Source organism: Salinicola halimionae, from assembly GCF_003206065.1.
GTDB classification, from domain to species: Bacteria; Pseudomonadota; Gammaproteobacteria; order Pseudomonadales; family Halomonadaceae; genus Salinicola; species Salinicola halimionae.
In genome coordinates this window covers 617,115-633,857 of the sequence record NZ_PZJQ01000002.1, presented here as the reverse complement: position 1 = coordinate 633,857, position 16,743 = coordinate 617,115, and the positions used below count along the sequence as shown (strand labels likewise).

General features: G+C 61.6%; 15 protein-coding genes. 7 read left to right on the top strand and 8 right to left on the bottom strand.

Going from position 1 to position 16,743, the window contains the following annotated elements:
- The 7 genes from DOM27_RS03475 (at position 1) to DOM27_RS03445 (ending at position 7,675) form a co-directional block, all read left to right on the top strand.
- A complete protein-coding gene (locus tag DOM27_RS03475) occupies positions 1-510 on the top strand; it encodes a DoxX family protein (protein ID WP_110654637.1) in 510 nt (169 codons plus the stop codon).
- A complete protein-coding gene (locus DOM27_RS03470) occupies positions 507-1,211 on the top strand; it encodes a YoaK family protein (protein WP_110654636.1) in 705 nt (234 codons plus the stop codon). Before DOM27_RS03475 ends, DOM27_RS03470 begins: the two co-directional genes overlap by 4 nt.
- A gap of 114 nt (positions 1,212-1,325) precedes the next feature.
- Entirely contained in the window at positions 1,326-2,147 is an 822-nt protein-coding gene (locus DOM27_RS03465) for an alpha/beta fold hydrolase (protein WP_110654635.1), read from the top strand.
- A 126-nt stretch (positions 2,148-2,273) separates the two neighbouring features.
- Positions 2,274-2,954, top strand: a complete 681-nt coding sequence (locus tag DOM27_RS03460) for an alpha/beta fold hydrolase (RefSeq protein WP_110654634.1) — start codon at positions 2,274-2,276, stop codon at positions 2,952-2,954.
- 99 nt (positions 2,955-3,053) lie between these two features.
- Positions 3,054-6,155, top strand: coding sequence for a sensor histidine kinase (locus DOM27_RS03455; RefSeq protein ID WP_110654633.1), 3,102 nt, complete (start codon positions 3,054-3,056; stop codon positions 6,153-6,155).
- Positions 6,156-6,157: 2 nt separating this feature from the next.
- Entirely contained in the window at positions 6,158-6,793 is a 636-nt protein-coding gene (locus DOM27_RS03450; RefSeq protein WP_110654632.1) for a response regulator, read from the top strand.
- A 162-nt stretch (positions 6,794-6,955) separates the two neighbouring features.
- Positions 6,956-7,675: a helix-turn-helix domain-containing protein gene (locus DOM27_RS03445; protein WP_110654631.1), complete on the top strand. Its 720-nt coding sequence runs from the start codon at positions 6,956-6,958 to the stop codon at positions 7,673-7,675.
- On the opposite strand, the gene eutC is transcribed toward DOM27_RS03445, so the two are convergent.
- The 8 genes from eutC to rimP form a co-directional block, all read right to left on the bottom strand.
- Positions 7,627-8,448 carry an ethanolamine ammonia-lyase subunit EutC gene (eutC, locus tag DOM27_RS03440; protein WP_110654630.1) on the bottom strand — a complete coding sequence of 274 codons (822 nt, stop codon included), beginning with the start codon at positions 8,446-8,448 and terminating at the stop codon, positions 7,627-7,629. The genes DOM27_RS03445 and eutC overlap by 49 nt on opposite strands.
- On the bottom strand, positions 8,445-9,881 hold the full coding sequence (locus DOM27_RS03435) for an ethanolamine ammonia-lyase subunit EutB (RefSeq protein WP_110654629.1): 1,437 nt from the start codon (positions 9,879-9,881) through the stop codon (positions 8,445-8,447). The genes eutC and DOM27_RS03435 overlap by 4 nt, the downstream gene beginning before the upstream one ends.
- 346 nt (positions 9,882-10,227) lie before the next feature.
- On the bottom strand, positions 10,228-10,497 hold the full coding sequence (gene rpsO, locus DOM27_RS03430) for a 30S ribosomal protein S15 (protein WP_075568554.1): 270 nt from the start codon (positions 10,495-10,497) through the stop codon (positions 10,228-10,230).
- 138 nt (positions 10,498-10,635) lie between these two features.
- A complete protein-coding gene (truB, locus tag DOM27_RS03425; RefSeq protein WP_110654628.1) occupies positions 10,636-11,562 on the bottom strand; it encodes a tRNA pseudouridine(55) synthase TruB in 927 nt (308 codons plus the stop codon).
- Complete coding sequence (rbfA, locus tag DOM27_RS03420; protein WP_110654627.1) at positions 11,562-12,029, bottom strand: 30S ribosome-binding factor RbfA; 468 nt, start codon at positions 12,027-12,029, stop codon at positions 11,562-11,564. Before rbfA ends, truB begins: the two co-directional genes overlap by 1 nt.
- Positions 12,030-12,097: 68 nt before the next feature.
- Positions 12,098-14,623 carry a translation initiation factor IF-2 gene (gene infB, locus DOM27_RS03415; RefSeq protein WP_110654626.1) on the bottom strand — a complete coding sequence of 842 codons (2,526 nt, stop codon included), beginning with the start codon at positions 14,621-14,623 and terminating at the stop codon, positions 12,098-12,100.
- Between the two features lie 27 nt (positions 14,624-14,650).
- Entirely contained in the window at positions 14,651-16,144 is a 1,494-nt protein-coding gene (nusA, locus tag DOM27_RS03410) for a transcription termination factor NusA (RefSeq protein WP_110654625.1), read from the bottom strand.
- Positions 16,145-16,252: 108 nt separating this feature from the next.
- On the bottom strand, positions 16,253-16,714 hold the full coding sequence (gene rimP, locus DOM27_RS03405; protein WP_110654624.1) for a ribosome maturation factor RimP: 462 nt from the start codon (positions 16,712-16,714) through the stop codon (positions 16,253-16,255).
- Positions 16,715-16,743 lie beyond the last annotated feature (29 nt).

Below are 16,743 nucleotides of genomic sequence, written 5' to 3'. Positions count from 1 at the left end.
ATGAACCTGACGAGCGCGCGTAACCCGCGCTGGGTCTCGGCCCTGGTGGCCCGGCCCGGCCTGCTGATGCTGGCCCGGACCGGACTGGCCTCGGCCTACCTGATCGGCGGCCTCGACAAACTCTGGCACTTCGAGGCTGCCATGCAGGAGCAGGCCCATTTCGGCCTTCATCCCGCCGGGCTGTGGGCAACGCTGGCGGTCGTCATCGAACTGACAGGTTCGTTGAGCATCATCTTCAACCGCGGGACATGGCTCGGTGCCGGCGCGCTCGGCTGTCTGACGCTGGTGGCAATGCTGGTCGCCAACGATTTCTGGAACCTCACCGGCCAAGCCCGCTTCATGGCGTTGAACGGCTTCTTCGAGCATCTCGGACTGATCTCCGCGCTGATTCTCGTGACGCGGCTTTCCGACATACGCCTCTCCGACACACCATTCTCCGACACACCATTCTCTGACACACCGCTCTCTGACACACAGCTCTCGGAGACGTCGCCGAGGGAAAGGGCATGAAGCACGAGGATACGGTACTCGCCGGCATCGCGGGCTACGTCGATACGCTCGGCTTCGTTGCGCTCTTCGGGCTTTTTACCGCCCACGTAACCGGCAACTTCGTGCTGATCGGTGCGCAGGCCGGTGGCTTCGCCGAGGGTGCACTCATCAAGCTGATGGCGTTTCCTGCCTTCGTGATCGGCGTCGTGCTGAGCAGCTTTCTGGTCAGATGGCTGCCGCGGCCTCTGGCGCCCAGCGTGCTCTATGGCACCCAGACGGTGTTGCTGCTCGCCTTCTGTCTGATGGGCATTCGCATTTCACCGGTCGTCGATCCCAACGATCTGAACGTCATCCTCTGCGGCATGACCGGCGCCACGGCAATGGGCATACAGAACGCCCATAGTCGACTGATCGTGCGAGTCGGCGTCCCCAATACCGTGATGACCGGCAACGTGACCCAGGCCGTGCTCGATATCGTCGAACTGGTCGGACGGCGCTGCTCGCAGGAAGTGCGTCAAGCGGCCAGAGGTCGCCTATCCAGGACCCTGCCGGCGGTGGCGGCATTCGGGCTCGGCGCCATCGCCGGTGCCGTGGCCTATCGCGAAATGCTGTTCCTCGCGCTGCTGCTGCCGGTGGCGCTGCTCGCCACGATGACGCTAATCGCCTGGCGCCGGCGTCCATTGCCGCAGAGCGAATCCATCGGTGCGGTCAATGAACGCTAGGCCGATACGCACCAACGTCACTTCCTTCTCGGTGGCAAGGCCACCGAGTGCCACCGGGCTGGAAATTCCGACCCGACGTTACGACAACTCGATACTGTAAGAGGAGTGCTTCCGATGACAACGATCACGACACGCGATGGCACCGACATCTATTACAAGGATTGGGGGGCCGGTCAGCCTATTGTTTTCAGCCACGGTTGGCCGCTATGCGCCGATGCCTGGGAGAGCCAGATGATGTTCCTGGCAGAGCACGGTTTTCGCTGCATCGCCCACGACCGCCGCGGCCATGGTCGTTCTAGCCAACCGTGGCACGGCAACGACATGGATACCTACGCCGATGACCTGGCCGAACTGATCGACGCGCTGGATCTGCAGGACGCGATTTTGGTCGGGCACTCCACCGGCGGTGGCGAAGTCGCCCGCTATATCGGACGCCACGGGACCCGACGCCTCGCCAAGGCTGTGCTGATGGGCGCGGTGCCGCCCATCATGGTGGAGAGCCCCAATAACCCCGCCGGTCTGCCAATGGCGGTTTTCGATGGCATCCGTGAGGGCGTGGCCAAGGACCGTTCGCAGTTCTTCCAGGACCTGACCACACCGTTCTTCGGCGCAAACCGTGAAGGCGCCGAGATCAGTCAGGGCATGCGTGACGCCTTCTGGCAACAGGGCATGATGGGTGGCCTGAAAAACGAGTACGACTGCATCAAGGCGTTCTCGGAGACCGATTTCATCGACGATCTGCGAGCCTTCGACATCCCGACGCTGATCATCCACGGCGACGACGACCAGATCGTGCCCATCGAGGGCGCGGCTCGCCTGAGCGTTGAGCTGATCCCCGACGCCCAACTGACGGTCTACGAGGGCGGCAGTCACGCCCTGGCAGATACCCACAAGGATCAGCTCAACGCCGATTTGCTCGCGTTCGCTCGTTCCTGACAACTGGCCGGCGCCGCGAGGCGCCGGACTCGACTTTCCCGCTTGCGCCGATGACCACTATCGGCACGACCGATCACAATGACGGGCGAAGCCTCGCATCATGCGTAGCCACTGGACGATTTCGACGTGAAACGGCCCGTCGTATTCATCCACGACGTTGGCCAGACGCCCGCCTGCTGGAAACCCTTCATCAGCCGCTACGGCGCCTGTGACTATCTTTGTCAGGCACCCGCCTGGCCATGGCTTCCAACGATGCCTGATACCGCAGCTTCGAACACTCTTTGGTCCGGGCTTTCGATCAAGAGCGTCGTCGATCACTACGCCGACTGGATCGATTCGATGTCGTTTCCGCCCCTGCTCGTCGGCCACGGTTTCGGCGGACTCTTCGTCCAGCTGCTGCTGGACCGCGGCCTCGGCACTGCCGGCATCGCGCTGTGTCCGGTACCGCGTCGGGGGCACTGGGCGTCTCTGATCTCGTTGCCGCCTCCTGCTTCAGCGCCGGGGTCGACGCACGTTCTCCCACGATCGGTTGCCATGCCGCGCCGGCTATTGCTCGAAGCCGCGCTGGGCATCGGCACCGCCATCGATTATGCCAACGACGACCGTGGGCCGCTGCTGCTGATCAGCGCGGGCAAGAGTCGCCGGGTATCGAGTGCTAACGTCGCGGCCTGCTACCGACGCCATCGCCGCTCGATGGCTATCACCACGCTGCATGCGTTTCCCCATCACAGTGACGAGCTAATCGTCGAATCCGGCTGGGAAGCCGTTGCCGACGCCACGCTCGATTGGGCGCAAAATCCTGAATGACGCCAACGACAGGCGCTCGGTGTAGTATCGGACTCCCTGGTGTTTCCCCAAACTCGACCGGCGAAAACGAAGTCGGCGCATAGCCGTAGGAACATCTGCATGAAACCTACGTCGTCGCTTTGGCTGAACGCTCCGATCCGTCGATCGGTCGGCCTCTGGCTGTGGTGGATCTGGCTGTTGATGCCGCCCACGGCGCTGGCACTGGACTCGGACCTTTCTCTCCAGCAGCTACATCACCGCAGTTGGAGCGGGACCGCGGAAGAGGGCGGGCCGGGCCAGGTCGGTGCTATCGCCCAGACCTCGGATGGCTATCTGTGGCTGGGCACCCACTACTCGTTGTTTCGATTCGATGGCAATACCTTCGAGCGCTATGTCTCGCTAGAGGGAAACACCGTGACGACCGTTTCGTCCCTGCTGGCGATTCCCGATGCCGGGCTCTGGGTCGGTCTTCGACGTGGGGGTATCAGCCTGATTCGTGACGGCGGACTCACTGAATATACCCCAGGAGCGGAATTCCCCAGCGGCGCGGTCTATGGACTGGCGCAGGATCACGACGGCAACGTCTGGGCTGCCGCCAATGATGGCCTGGCACGCTTCGACGGCAATCGCTGGCAACTCGTTTCGGCCGATTGGGGGTTCCCCGGCAACAACGCCCGCGCGGTTTTCGTCGACCGTGACGGCACACTCTGGGCCGCCAGCGAGAACCATCTTTTCTACCTGCCCCGCGGTAACCATCGATTCATCACTGTCGATCAACCTGTGGGCTGGATCAGTCAGATGACCCAGACCCGTGACGGCACGTTGTGGGTCGCCGAACTCTATCCCGGCCGAGTGCGCCCGATTTTGCCTGACGGAAAGACTTCGCCCTCCATCGATGTCGTTTCTTTGGGTCTGGCCGCTGATCGCGACGGCAACCTGTGGATCGGAACGCAAGGCGACGGCCTGCTGCGACTGCCCGCAAACGGCCGCGTGTTGTCGACCTCCTCCGATTCGCTTGGCGATGCGCTCCAGCACTATGTCCATCTCGATGGTCTCAGCGCCGACGATGTTGAGCCCGTCTTCGAGGATGACGCAGGCAATGTGTGGATCGGCACCAGCGCTGGCCTGGACCGCTTTCGAATTGCGACTCTCACGCCAGCGAAACTACCCGATGGCACCCGCAACATCGCCTTGGCCGCGGAGGCGTCCGGCACGTTGTGGGCAGGATCCAGCAATCGTCCGGTCATGCGCCAATCAGCGGGAAACTGGCAAACGACTGACGTCCCGCCGCCCATCACCAGCGCTTTCAGCGATACCGGAGGCGACGTATGGCTGGGCGGCCCTAACGGTCTCTGGCGAACGCATCAAGGCGTGCTGAACCATCTCACCGCGTTGCCGCCAGCTGCCCAGGCTGAAGCGAGCGTGCGCGCAATGGCCCGAGATGGAAGTGGCGTACTGTGGGTCTCGATCAACCGACTGGGACTGTTCCGATGGCACGATGGAATCTGGCAACCCACGCGCCCGCCGACAAGTCGACCGAGTCAGACCATGCCGATCAGCGCCGCCAGCGACGCCCAGGGGCGGGTCTGGTTCGGCTACCGGGACGATCTACTGGTCAGACGAGACGAGGATGGCGTTCGACAGTGGGGGGAGCCGGAGGGCCTGAACATCGGTAACGTGACGGCGCTCGCCCCGTCGTCGCAATCTCTCTGGGTCGCCGGCACCAACGGCGTGGCCCTGTTCGACGGCGAACGGTTTCATGCCGTCGCCCGGGGAGCCCCGTTCACCGGCATTCATGCAATCATCGAAACCCGGTCGGAGAGCGCAAGCGAGCACCGCACCAACTTGCCGCCGCTTGCCTCGTCCGTGCCGGGAGATCTGTGGCTGCATACCCAATCCGGCATCCTGCGGATTCCGGCGGCGGAAATCGCTCAGGTGCTCGACGACCCCGGCTATCGCGTTCGCTTCGGCCGCTTCGATGGGGATGACGATCTTCCCAACGACGCTTTCCGAATCCATCCGGTGCCCAGCGCCATCAGGGGGCAGAACGGTCGTCTATGGTTCGCCACCGTCACCGGCGTGGTCTCGATCGATCCGAGCCGGAGCCAGGATCGATCGCCACCACCCGAGCCCCGAATTACGGCCGTCTCGGCAGACGCCAATACCTACTCCTCGGCCTCCCGGATTTCGCTGTCTAGTCGACCCAGGCGTATCGCGATCGACTACACCGCGATCGACTTGGCCCGGCCCGACAGCGTCCACTTTCGTTATCGCCTGAACGGCTATGATGCCCAGTGGCACGAAGTCGGCAATCGCCGTCAGGCCATCTACACCCGGCTAGGGCCCGGCGATTACCGCTTCGACGTCGATGCCGCGAGCAGCAGCGGGGTCTGGTACCCACATTCCGCCAGCGTGGCGCTGCACGTCGCCCCTGCCTTCTATCAAACCTGGATCTTTCGCGGGCTGTGTCTGCTGACGATCATCACCGCGCTGTGGGCCCTCTATCGTTATCGGATGCGCCAGGCGGCGTTTTATCTGCGCGCTCGGCTCGAGGCACGCCACACCGAACGCGACCGTATCGCCCGCGAACTGCATGACACGCTATTGCAGAGCATCCAGGCGCTGGTGCTACATTTTCAGGCCGCCGCCGACAGAATGCCCACCGAAGATCCGGCTCGTCAGGCGATGACCCGGGCTCTCGATCGCGCCGACGAAGTCATCGACGAAGGCCGCGAACGCGTGATGTCTCTGCGCCGCGCCTCGGCCAGCGATAGTCTCGCCGCACGTTTATCTCGGGTGCCGCTGGAGTGGCCCTCCACCCACGGCGTCACTTGCCAGGTCATCACTCAGGGCACCCTGAGGCGGCTGCATTCGCAGGTCGACAACGAGGTGTACTGGATCGGCCATGAGGCGCTATGCAATGCGCTTCACCATGCCGCGGCTGCGCAAATCACCGCTACCCTGAGCTATGAGAAGGACGGCTTGCGCTTGTCTATCAGCGACGACGGCACGGGGATTCCCAGCCATTACCTGACGTCTTCGGGCCGCCCCGAACACTGGGGTCTGCCCGGCATGCAGGAACGCGCCCGACAGCTCCGGGGAAGGCTCACGATCGATAGCCAGGCTGGCGTCGGGACCACGGTTCGCTTGTCGGTTCCGGCAGCGGAGGCCTATCGAAGGCAAACCCGGTCACGGCGCCGGTGGCGATTGGGGAGAACCTGAGCATGCAGCAACGCCATGGGCTCATTCGGGTACTGGTCGCCGACGATCACCCGCTGTTGAGGGAAGGCATCGCCGCCGTGATCGCGGGTCAATCGGATATCGAGCTGGCCGGGGAAGCCAGCACCGGGGTCGAGGCTGTCGATCGCTATCGGCACCTACAGCCCGACGTCACGCTGATGGACCTGCAAATGCCCGAACTGGACGGCATCGCCGCCATCCGCACCATTTGCGACGAATTCCCTGCGGCGCGCATCGCCATTCTGACCACCTACCAGGGCGATGTCCGCGTCCTGCATGCCATCCAGGCCGGCGCCACTGGCTATCTATTGAAAAGCACGCTGCGCAAGTCACTCGTTGAGACCATCAGAGCCCTTGCGGAAGGCAAGTCCCATTTTCCCGCCGAGATTGCCGCCGATCTGGCCAGCCATCTCGGTGCCGAGCCGCTCAGCCGACGCGAAGTCGAGGTCTTGCGCTGCATCGCGCAAGGACAATCCAACAAGGCGATTGCACGCCAGCTTGGGCTCACCGAGGAAACGATCAAGGCCCACGTCAAGAACCTGATCGCCAAACTCGACGCCAGCAACCGCACGCATGCCGTCGCCATCGCGCTGCGGCGCGGCATCATCGATATGGCGTAAATGAGAGTGGCGTAAAGGAAGCGTGGCGTAGATACCGAGTAGGTAGAGAGAGCTGCCGCCACCCTCTTTCGAGGGAGGCATCTCCCCCACCAACGGGGCTTATATTGTCAACGACCACGATCGATCATCGGTACTCTGACGTCGCAGTAGAGGAGCTCGAGCATGGCACACCTTCGTCAAGGATCGACCGCTTACCCGACTCACCATGACGTGCAGACGGACAGAATGGTCATCGCGCTATCCCTGTTGACCCAGGCAACGTATACCCTTGCCGACGAATCGCTCTCCGAGCAGCTGGGTCTTTCTCGGGTAATGACGCTGTTGAAAGAACGGCTCCCGGATGAAACCACGCCAGGCAAACTCGCGGGCTGGCAAACTCAACGTTTGACCGTCCATATCGGGACCCATCTCCACGATACGATACGTGCCGCTGACTTGGCCGCCATCGTCCGCCTGAGTGTCGGTCACTTCACGCATGCTTTCAAAATGACTTTCGGCGAAACCCCATGCCATTACATCCATCGCCTGCGTATCCAGCAGGCGCAAACACTGATGCAAAGTCGGCAGACACCGCTCACCGAAATCGCGTTGGCCTGCGGCTTTTGCGACCAGTCTCACTTCACACGCCTGTTCCGCCGAGCCACCGGTACCAGCCCCAGCGAATGGCGACGCCGCTTCGGCCACGACCCTGCCCGGCCGCCCACATCGATGGGCGCCGACGATGTCTGCATCGATGGCACCAACGACGTCTACTACGATACCGATGCCGACAACGTCGCCGCCCTGCGAGGCCGTTCTTCCCTGAGCGAGGTGGCCGAAATCGACACTCCTATTCATTTGGGCGGCAGCAAGAAGTTGCCTTGGCGGCCATCGCCGAGGTGAGAGTCGACTTCGCTGTCGTCCTTCAGGGTGACGCCGGAGGTGTTCAGCACCTGCGCTTCGCGCATCAGGTAGGCGAGTAGTTTGGCGGCATTGGCGTAACTCAGGCCTCGCGGGCGAATGTTGGAGATGCAATTCCGCTCGCTGTCGCGCCGGCCTATCCGGGGCGCCCAGGTAAAATAGAGCCCCAGGCTATCCGGCGAACTGAGGCCGGGACGCTCGCCGATCAGCACCACACTCATGCGCGCCTTGAGCGCTTCGCCGATCGGGTCACCGATCGCTACCCGCCCCTGCTCTACCAGCGCCGCCGGCCCCAGCGATAGTCCGAGTTTCTCGATCTCCGGCAGCGCAGCGTCGAGAAACGGCATGGCCTGCTCGTGAATCGCCCGCGCGGATAGGCCGTCGACCACACAGATCGAGACGTCGCCGGGCTGCAGCGTGAGTTTGGCAAGCTCCCGTTCGGCTTCTGCAGACAGTTGTCGCCCGAGATCCGGTCGGCGCAGATATTCATCGCGATCGACGGCCTGGCTGTTTAGACGAAGCGCCAACGGGAAGCGTGCGTCCAGATCTGGCATCAGGCGTTCGGTATCCAGCGCCATATGCACCGCGTCTCGCGCACGTGCGTGATCCATCTGGAACGCCAGTTGCGCGGCGGTTGGGAGGCTGCCGCCGGCACGCCCCAGCCCAATTCGCGCATCGGTCAACTCACGCAACCGCTGCCACGGATTGGCGACGGCAATCGCGGAATTATTCGGCCGAGAATGCTCGTCGTTCATGGCGGTGTCTCAGAAGTCGATGTTTCAGAAACGGTGCCATTCGGCGTCATCGGTCCCAGCACGTGCTGGAATCGCGCCGGCAACTCGCGTTCGAAGGCGATGCCGTGGCCGTGACGGTAGATCCCGCTGGCCTCCAGCCAGGTCTCGAACTCCGGCGCCGGGCGACGTCCGAGGACCTGCCGCAGATAGAGCGCGTCATGGAACGAGGTGGTCTGATAGTTGAGCATGATGTCATCGGAGCCGGGAATGCCCATGATGTAGTTGCAACCTGCCGCACCGAGCAGGGTCATCAGCATGTCCATGTCATCCTGATCGGCTTCGGCATGGTTGGTGTAGCAGACGTCGCAGCCCATCGGCACGCCGAGCAGCTTGCCGCAAAAGTGATCTTCCAGCCCGGCACGAATGATCTGCTTGCCGTCGAACAGATACTCCGGACCGATGAAACCAACCACTGTATTCACCAGCAGCGGCTCGAATTCACGCGCCACGGCGTAGGCACGGGCTTCCAGGGTTTGCTGATCGAGCCCGTGATGGGCACCGGCGGAAAGCGCACTGCCCTGCCCGGTTTCGAAGTACATCACGTTATTCCCAAGCGGCCCGCGATCGAGTGACAGCGCCGCTTCGCGCCCTTCCCGCAGCAACGCCAGATCGATGCCGAAGCCCCGGTTGGCGGCCTCGGTCCCCGCGATAGACTGAAACACCAGATCGGTGGGCGCGCCGCGCTCGATCGCTTCGATCGCCGTGGTGACATGTGTGAGCACGCAACTCTGGGTGGGAATCTCGTAGCGCGAAATGATCTCGTCGAGCATCTTCAGCAGCGTCACCACCGTCGAAGTATTATCGGTGGCAGGATTGATCCCGATCACCGCGTCACCGCTGGCATAAAGCAATCCGTCGAGAATGCTGGCCGCAATGCCGGAAGCGTCGTCGGTGGGGTGATTGGGCTGCAGTCGCGTCGAAAGTCTTCCAGGCAGACCGATGGTGTTGCGAAAGCGCGTGACCACTTGGCATTTACGCGCTGCCAGCACCAGATCCTGCACCCGCATCAACTTGGAGACCGCCGCGACCATCTCAGGCGTCAGGCCAGGGGCCAGTGCTTTCAGCGACTGGCTATCGACGCGATCGGAAAGCAGCCAGTTGCGAAACTCGCCGACGCACAGGCTGGCGACGGGGGCGAACGCCTGACGATCGTGGCGATCGAGAATCAGCCGAGTGACCTCGTCTTCTTCGTAGGGAATCAGCGGCTCTTCCAGAAACGTGGTCAATGGCAGTTCCGCCAGTGCCATCTGGGCAGCAGCGCGCTCTTCGGCGTTGGCTGCCGCGATGCCGGCCAACTCGTCGCCGGAACGACGCGGCGAGGCAGCGGCCATCAGCGTCCCGAGACTTTCGAAGTGGTAGCGTCGACCGCCGATATCGATTGCGTGTTCAGCCATGGCAATAGCCCCGTAATCCTTAACCCCTGATCCTTGTCTTTATAAGGTCGTCTACCGATTAGTCTATGCCATTATCGGGATATCGCCCGCGTCCGATAGCGGCGCCCGCGCCGGGCATCATTGCCGGTGGTGGTTTCATCAGGCGTTTGGCGAGCCGAAAACTTCAAAACCATGATCAGGCGCGTGCAGCGGCGACGCTTTCAACGACCGGGGCGCTCGCGACAGAAAAGAGGGGCCGGACAAAGATAAAGCCCTACCGAACAGGTCGGTAGGGCTTTATCACCAATGACATGAGCCATCGGCTTTCGCCAAGACTTAGGCCGCCGGACTGGGCGACCCAGCGATTTTAGCGACGCAGGCCAAGCTTCTTGATCAACGCCTGATAGCGTTCGAAGTCCTTGCCCTTGAGGTAGTCCAGCAGCTTACGGCGCTGGTTGACCATGCGGATCAGACCACGACGGGAGTGGTGATCCTGCTTATGATCCTTGAAGTGACTCTGCAGACCGTCGATGTTGGCGCTCAGCAATGCGACTTGGACTTCCGGAGAACCGGTGTCGCTTTCACCCTGACCAAACTCTTTGACAATTTCGGCCTTCTTTTCAGCAGTTAGTGCCATGAAAAACTCTCCAGCAAGCAATATGCCTGAATGATGAATGTCGGAGACCACGCATATTTGCAGCCTCCCGGTTAACCGTCACAGGGACGGGCGCATCGAATCGATGCTGACCGCATGTCCGGCCGAGCCCACGAAGGCTCAGTCCGGTTCCACGCGAGTCGTGTCGACCAGCCGTCGAGGAGATACCTCCCCCGGCGCGGTCATCTCGACCAATCCCAAAAAGGATTCGTCGCGATAGAGTCTTGCGGTGGCCCCCGGCGCCAATTGGCTTTCCGGTACCGCTGCCCGCTGCCCCAGAAGCAGGCTGTGCGCCACACTTTCCGCGACCTCGAGCGTTGGCAGATGTGCGAGCATGACATCGACTGGCAATAGCTGCGCCAGTCGTTCCTCGTCGCTCATGGCTTCGAGCGCTTCCAAGGACAGCCGCCCTTCACTGTTGAAGGGGCCCGTTTCGAGACGTTCCAACGCCGTGATATGGGCGCCATAACCGAGCGCAGCGCCGATATCTTCAGCCAGTGTCCGTATGTAGGTGCCTTTGCTGCAACGAACCTGCAACCAGACCCCATCGGACTCCCAGTCTAACGGGCGCATATCATATATCGTCACACGCCTCGGCGCACGCTCTACCGTTTCGCCCTGACGTGCAAGCTCATAGAGCTTTCGCCCTTGATGCTTGAGCGCCGAGTACATCGGCGGAATCTGCTCGATTTCACCGCGAAAACGCTCGAGAACGGCTTCGATGGCATCACGATCCAACGTCTCGGGCAATGCCCGTCGCTCGACCACCTCACCTTCAGCGTCTCCGGTATCGGTCACGGCACCGAACTGAATCCGAGTGCGGTAGACCTTATCAGCTTCGAGCAGATGCGCAGAGAACTTGGTCGCCTCGCCCAGGCAGACCGGCAGAAGCCCGGTTGCCATCGGATCCAGCGTGCCGGTATGGCCCGCCTTGCGCGCCTGAAACAGTCGTCGAGTACGCTGAAGCGCGTGATTGCTCGACAGACCCTTGGGCTTGTCGAGCAACAGCACGCCATTGATGGGCAGCCCCTTGCGACGCCGAGCCATCAGCGCGACTCTCCATCCTCTTTCCGAGACTCGCTGTCGTGAGCCTCGTCTTCCTGAGTGTCGTCTTCGAGAGCCCCGTCTTCCGGAGCCACCTCACCGCCTTCCGGCGGACGGTCCCTGCCGACGGCTTCGTCAATCAAGGCCGACAGCTTATGCCCGCGCACTACGCTTTCATCGTAGTGAAAGCGTAGCTCGGGCACGTGGCGCAGCTTGATCCGACGCGCGATCTGCGAGCGCAGAAATCCGGCCGCCCGCTTAAGCACGGCCATGTTTTCCTTGACTCGTTCCGGATCGTTCTCGCCCAGCAGCGTCACGTAGATATCGGCGTAACCCAGATCCCGACTGACCGTCACCGAGCTGACCGTGACCATCCCCAGACGCGGATCCTTGATCTCGCGCTGAATCAGCACGGCCAGCTCCTGCTGCAGCTGATCGGCGACCCGGTCGGTTCGTTTGAATTCGCGCATCGTTGCCTCTCGAGATCCCGCAAGCGCCTATTTCGTAAAAAACCTAGGCGCCGGCGGGATCCTGTCACTTACAGGGTACGCTCGACCTTGACCTGATCGAAGACCTCGATCTTGTCGCCGACCTGGACGTCGTTGTAGTTCTTGACGCCGATACCGCACTCCATGCCGTTGCGCACTTCGTTGACGTCATCCTTGAAGCGACGCAGGGATTCCAGCTCGCCTTCGTAGATGACCACGTTGTCGCGCAGAACACGGATCTTCTTGTTGCGGTGAACGGAGCCCTCGACGACCATACAGCCGGCAATGGCACCGATCTTCGGCGCCTTGAATACATCGCGCACTTCGGCAATACCGACGATCTCTTCTTTCCACTCCGGCGCCAGCATGCCACTCATGGCTTGCTTGACCTCGTCGATCAGCTGGTAGATGACGCTGTAATAGCGCAGATCCAGCCCTTCACGCTCGACGATTTCACGGGCGGAGGCGTCAGCTCGGACATTGAAGCCGACCAGAATCGCTTCACTGGCGAGCGCCAGGTTAGCGTCGGTACCGGTGATGCCGCCGACCCCGGAAGAGACGACCGCCACCTGAACTTCGTCGGTGGAGAGCTCTTCCAGCGCGCCGCGGATCGCTTCCAGCGAGCCCTGCACGTCGACCTTGAGAACGACGTTGACCTTGGCCACTTCGTCCTGGCCCATCTGGCTGAACATGTTCTCCAGCTTGGCTTTCTGCTGGCGCGCCAGACGCACTTCGCGGTATTTGCCCTGGCGGAAGTTGGCAATCTCACGCGCCTTCTTCTCGTCGGTCAGGACCATGAAGTCTTCACCGGCTTCCGGCGTACCGTCCAGCCCCTGAATCTCGACCGGCATGGAAGGACCCACCGACTCGACCTGCTTGCCGAGCTCGTTGGTCAACGCCCGCACCCGGCCGTAATGCAGACCGGCAAGGACGATATCGCCACGATTGAGCGTACCGTTCTGTACCAGCACGGTCGCCACCGGACCGCGACCCTTGTCGAGACGCGATTCGACCACGACACCCTTGCCGGGCGCTTCGGGAACGGCCTTGAGCTCGAGCACTTCGGAAACCAGCAGCACCGATTCCAGCAACTGATCGATACCGTCACCGGTTTTCGCCGAGACCGACACGAACTGGGTATCACCACCCCATTCCTCGGAGATCACGCCGTGCTGAGACAGCTCGTTACGGATCCGATCGAGATCGGCGCCTTCCTTGTCGATCTTGTTGATCGCGACAACCAACGGCACGTTGGCGGCTTTGGCGTGTTCGACCGCTTCGACCGTCTGCGGCATGACACCATCGTCCGCCGCGACGACCAGGATGACGACGTCGGTCGCCTGGGCACCGCGAGCACGCATGGCAGTAAACGCTGCGTGACCCGGGGTATCCAGGAACGTGACGCCACCATGTTCGCCTTCGACGTGGTAGGCACCGATGTGCTGGGTGATACCACCGGCTTCCCCGGTTGCGACCTTGGTCCGACGGATAAAGTCGAGCAACGAGGTCTTGCCGTGGTCGACGTGACCCATGACGGTCACGACCGGCGAACGGGTAATCTCGTCACCTTCATAGGAGATGCCTTCGAGCACTGCGGTCTCGAGCGCATCTTCCTTGACCAGCTTCGGCTTGTGCCCCATCTCTTCGACCACGATGGCAGCAGTATCCTGATCGATGGTCTGGTTGATGGTGACCGCCGCGCCCATGTTGAACATGGCCTTGATCACTTCGTTGGCCTTAACCGACATCTTGTCCGCGAGCTCGGCAACACTGATCGACTCAGGCAGCGCGACTTCACGCACGATCGGCTGTGTCGGTCGCTGGAAGCCGTGCTCGTTGTCGCTGCGACCGCGACGGCTACCCCGGCGCTCGGCACGCTTGACCTTCTTGGCGCCACTACCTCGACGACGCTCGGAACGATCATCATTGTCATCACGACGTCCGCGACGACCCTGATCACGCTCCTTGTCCTTCTTCGGATGGGCGCGGCGATTCTCGGTGCGCTGTTCCTTGGGCGGCGGCTCGACGAACGGCTGACTCTTGGAAGTCGGCTCGTTGTCCTCGACCTGCGGCTCCTGAGGAATGTCATCGCCCGGCGCCTGCGGCTCGGGGGCTGGCGCGGCGGCCTTGTTGGAGACCTCCTGACCAGCCGTTTCCTGAACCGGCTCGCTCACCGCCTCGGCGCTGGCTTGCTGATCGGCCTGCTGCTGCGCCTGATCGGCCATATCGCCGACCAGCTGACGCGGCCCGCTTTCCTCGACCACTTCTTCTTCGGCCGGCTCCGCATCCCGCTTGACGTAGGTCCGCTTCTTGCGCACCTGCACCTCGATGGTCTTGCCACGCTCGCCCGAACGAATCTTGCTGCGGGTATTGCGCGTCAAGGTGATGCGATTACGCGGACCGCGGCCACCACCGTGACTCTTGGTGAGGTGATCGAGCAGACGTTGCTTGTCTTCTTCGGAGACCGCATCGCTTTCTTTCTGATGCGGCAAACCCGCATCCTTCATCTGTTCAAGCAGGCGGGACACATCGCGTCCCACCTTGCCGGCAAACTCTTCTACGGTCATGTCTGACATTACGACCCTCCTGAACCCGTGACCACGTTACTCTTCGCTCTGAAACCAAGGCGCACGGGCAGTCATGATCAGTACCGCTGCGCGCTCCTCGTCCACGTCGTCGATATCCTTCAAATCCTCGATGGACTGTTCTGCGAGGTCCTCCATGGTAACGATGCCACGGCTGGCGAAAATGAAAGCCAGGTGGCGGTCCATGCCGTCCATCGTGAGAAGGTCTTCGGCGGGCTGAGCGCCGTCCAACTGCTCTTCCGACGCGATGGCCAAGTTGAGAAGCTCATCCTTGGCTCGTGCACGAAGTTCCTCGACCAGATCCTCATCGAACTCTTCGATCTCCAGCATCTCTTCGAGTGGCACATAGGCCAGCTCTTCGATCGTCGTGAACCCTTCCTCGACCAGGATACGGGCAACGTCTTCGTCGATCTCGAGATGGTTGATGAAATATTCGACCAGGCTGTCGACTTCCTGCTCGCGTTTACCCTCGGCTTCATCGACGGTCATGACGTTGAGCGTCCAGCCCGTCAACTCGCTGGCGAGTCTGACGTTCTGACCGCTACGACCAATGGCCTGAGCGAGGTTGTCTTCGCCAACGGCGACGTCCATCGAGTGGGCGTCTTCATCAACGAGGATGGAAGCGACTTCCGCCGGCGCCATGGCATTGATCACCAACTGCGCGGGGTTGTCGTCCCATAATATGATGTCCACGCGCTCGTTACGCAGCTCGTTGGACACCGCTTGCACGCGTGAACCACGCATGCCGACACAGGCACCGACCGGATCGATGCGCCTGTCATTGGTCTTGACCGCGATCTTGGCGCGCGCCCCCGGATCGCGGGCAGCCCCCTTGATCTCGATCAATTGTTCGGCAATCTCCGGCACTTCGATCTTGAACAGCTCGACCAACACGCCAGGTTTGGTTCGCGACAGAATCAGTTGAGAGCCACGCGCTTCCGCATCGACTTTCCACAACAGCGCACGCACTCGTTCGTTCATGCGGTAGCGCTCGCCAGGGATCATCTCGCCACGCGGCAGGAAACCCTCGGCATTCTCGCCAAGGTCGATGATCAACCCATCACGTGTCGTTTTCTTGACGATACCCGCTACCAGCTCACCTTCCCGCTCGGTGTACTGTTTGACGATCTGGGCACGTTCGGCCTCGCGCACCTTCTGCACGATGACCTGTTTGGCGGTCTGAGCAGCAATTCGTCCAAACGCTGCCGACTCGACCTGATCTTCGACGACATCGCCCGCTGCCAGCGGCGGATCGCGTTTTTCTGCTTCGGAGAGCGGAACTTCACGATCTTCACTGAGATACTCGTCGTCTTCGACCACGACCCAACGGCGGAAAGTATCGTACTCGCCGGTGCGGCGATCAATCTGGACGCGAATACTGACGTCCTGACCTTCGAAACGTTTGCGCGACGCGCTGGCCAACGCCGCCTCGACCGCCTCGAAAATGACGTCTCGGGGCACGCTCTTCTCATTGGAGATGGCGTCAACGACCAGCAGTATCTCTTTGCTCATGCCTATGCCTCGCCGAAAAACCGGTTCTTGATCTCGAATAACTGAGTCGGTCTCGAATAATTGAGTCAGTTTCGAATCACTGGATTATCGAATAACAGGTGATCGAAATCAGTCGTCGAACTGCGGAACGACGCGAGCCTGATCGATGCTTTCTATGGGAAAGCAGTATTCTTCCGAATCGATGTGCAGCAGCACTTCGTCGCCATCGATGCCGGCCAAGCGCCCCTGAAACTTGCGCCGACCATTGAACGCGGTGCGTAACTTGAGCTGCACCACATGGCCGCGAAAGCGCGAAAAATGATCAAGCGTATAGAGCGGGCGATCGAGCCCCGGAGAGGAAACCTCCAGGCTGTAGTTGCCCGAGATCGGATCTTCGACATCCATGACGCCGCTGATCTGACGACTGACGCCGGCGCAATCATCGACCGAAATGCCGTCAGGGCTATCGATATAGATCATCAGCTTGGAGTGCTTGCCCTGAGCCAGATAGTCGAGACCCCACAGCTCGAAGCCCATGGCGGTTACCACCGGCTCGATGATCGCATACAGTGCTGCGTCCTTGGTGACCACAAACGACTCCTACAGCAGTTGCATCAGGC